The organism is Vibrio sp. 10N.222.46.A1 (genome assembly GCF_041473595.1).
Classification (GTDB): Bacteria; Pseudomonadota; Gammaproteobacteria; order Enterobacterales; family Vibrionaceae; genus Vibrio; species Vibrio tasmaniensis_A.
Map to the genome: position 1 here is coordinate 1 of NZ_JBFRSN010000124.1, position 1,632 is coordinate 1,632.

2 protein-coding genes are annotated in these 1,632 nt (G+C 42.8%); both read right to left on the reverse strand.

Annotated features, from left to right (window positions below; all coding sequences use genetic code 11):
- Window positions 1-135 precede the first annotated feature (135 nt).
- Window positions 136-663, reverse strand: coding sequence for a menaquinone-dependent protoporphyrinogen IX dehydrogenase (gene hemG, locus AB4496_RS04475; protein ID WP_004736667.1), 528 nt, complete (start codon window positions 661-663; stop codon window positions 136-138).
- A gap of 10 nt (window positions 664-673) precedes the next feature.
- Window positions 674-1,632: potassium transporter TrkG (locus AB4496_RS04480; protein ID WP_372130634.1), on the reverse strand; the 959-nt coding region annotated here is incomplete at its 5' end.

The window sequence follows — 1,632 nt, forward strand, 5'->3', positions numbered from 1 at the left end:
CGAAGCCATCCCGTGTCAGCGAGGTGGCATTATAGAGATTTCGATCACACTGGCAAGCCCTTTTTGAAGTTTTTCTCGTTTTTTTATTCGTTCGATTAAAAAGAGCACAAAACGCCTCAAAAGTAGGCTTTTCTCTTACATCTCTTGCAATTTCTTAGAGAATAAAGAGACTTTTTCCCAGTTTGTGTACTCAACTTCCTTGGTTGTATCCGTTTCTCCACCTGTCATATTCATAATGAAGCGAATCATGGTTTTATCGAACCAGTTATAACGTGGGTAATAGAGGGCACCAGCGAATACACCGATTAGAGTCGGCTGCCATGGAGACTTAAGAAGAAACTTCTTAATATAGGCGCTACCTTCAGGAGTATCTTTGCCTTGGTCTTCTTTACGAGCTGTTAAGTTAACGCAAAAGAAAGCAACCTTGTTCGATTGCAACTGAGCAAGGTTGGCATCAATGAACTTATATAGCTTCTTATTAAGGTGGCCGTAACGAATAGATGCACCAATCAACACTCTATCGTATTGAGCAAAGTCGACATTACTAATAGTGTGCAGATCTTGAAGCTCACATTCGAACTCATTCATTTCTTCTTTTATATAGTTCAAGATTTTCTTGGTCTGCCCTTCACGGCTTGAATATAAAAATAGAGCTTTTGCCACAATGTTGTCCTTAGCTACGCCAAAACGTAGGGGTCAATAAAATTAATAAGGTGAATATCTCTAAACGACCAAACAGCATAGATACGATCAACACCCATTTGGCCTTATCATTCACATCGCCGAAGTGCATTGCCACTTCACCTAAGCCCGGGCCAAGGTTATTCAGCGTTGCCGCTACGGCAGAGAAAGCGCTTAGCTCATCCATCCCCGTAGCAATAAGAGCCAACATACAAACCACAAAAACTAATGCGTATGCAGAGAAGAAGCCCCAAACCGCATCAACGACACGTTGTGGTAGCGCCGAACCACCAACCTTGATGGTATAGACAGCACGCGGGTGAACAAGACGCTTCATTTCACGAGCACCCTGTAAAGTAAGCAGTAATATTCGAATGACTTTCATACCGCCACCCGTTGAACCTGCACAACCACCTATAAAAGAAGAGAACAGAAGCAACACAGGTAAGAATAGCGGCCACTCAGAGAAACCGGTTGTGGTGAAGCCTGCGGTTGTTGAAATAGATACTGTCTGGAACAAGGCTTGATCGAAAGCATCATAATACGAGTCATAAGAATGGTGATTCAACAGTAATAAGAAACAAACTAAGAACAGCACGACTTGAATAAAGATAAAGGCACGGAACTCAGGATCTTTCCAGTAATACTTAGGATGTACACCACCAGAAGCAAATGCCGCAAAGTGAAGAGAATAGTTACATGCAGATATAAGAAGGAACACGACCGTAATCATGTTGATAGCAGGACTGTTGAAATAGCCCATGCTTGCATCGTGCGTTGAGAAGCCACCAATTGCGATAGTCGAGAAACTATGGCTAATAGCGTCAAAGAAGCTCATACCTGCAAGCCAAAATGCCACTGCACAAGCAATTGTTAAGCTGAGATAGATGTACCAGAGCGCTTTTGCCGTTTCAGCAATACGCGGTGTCATCTTACTGTCTTTTACAGGAC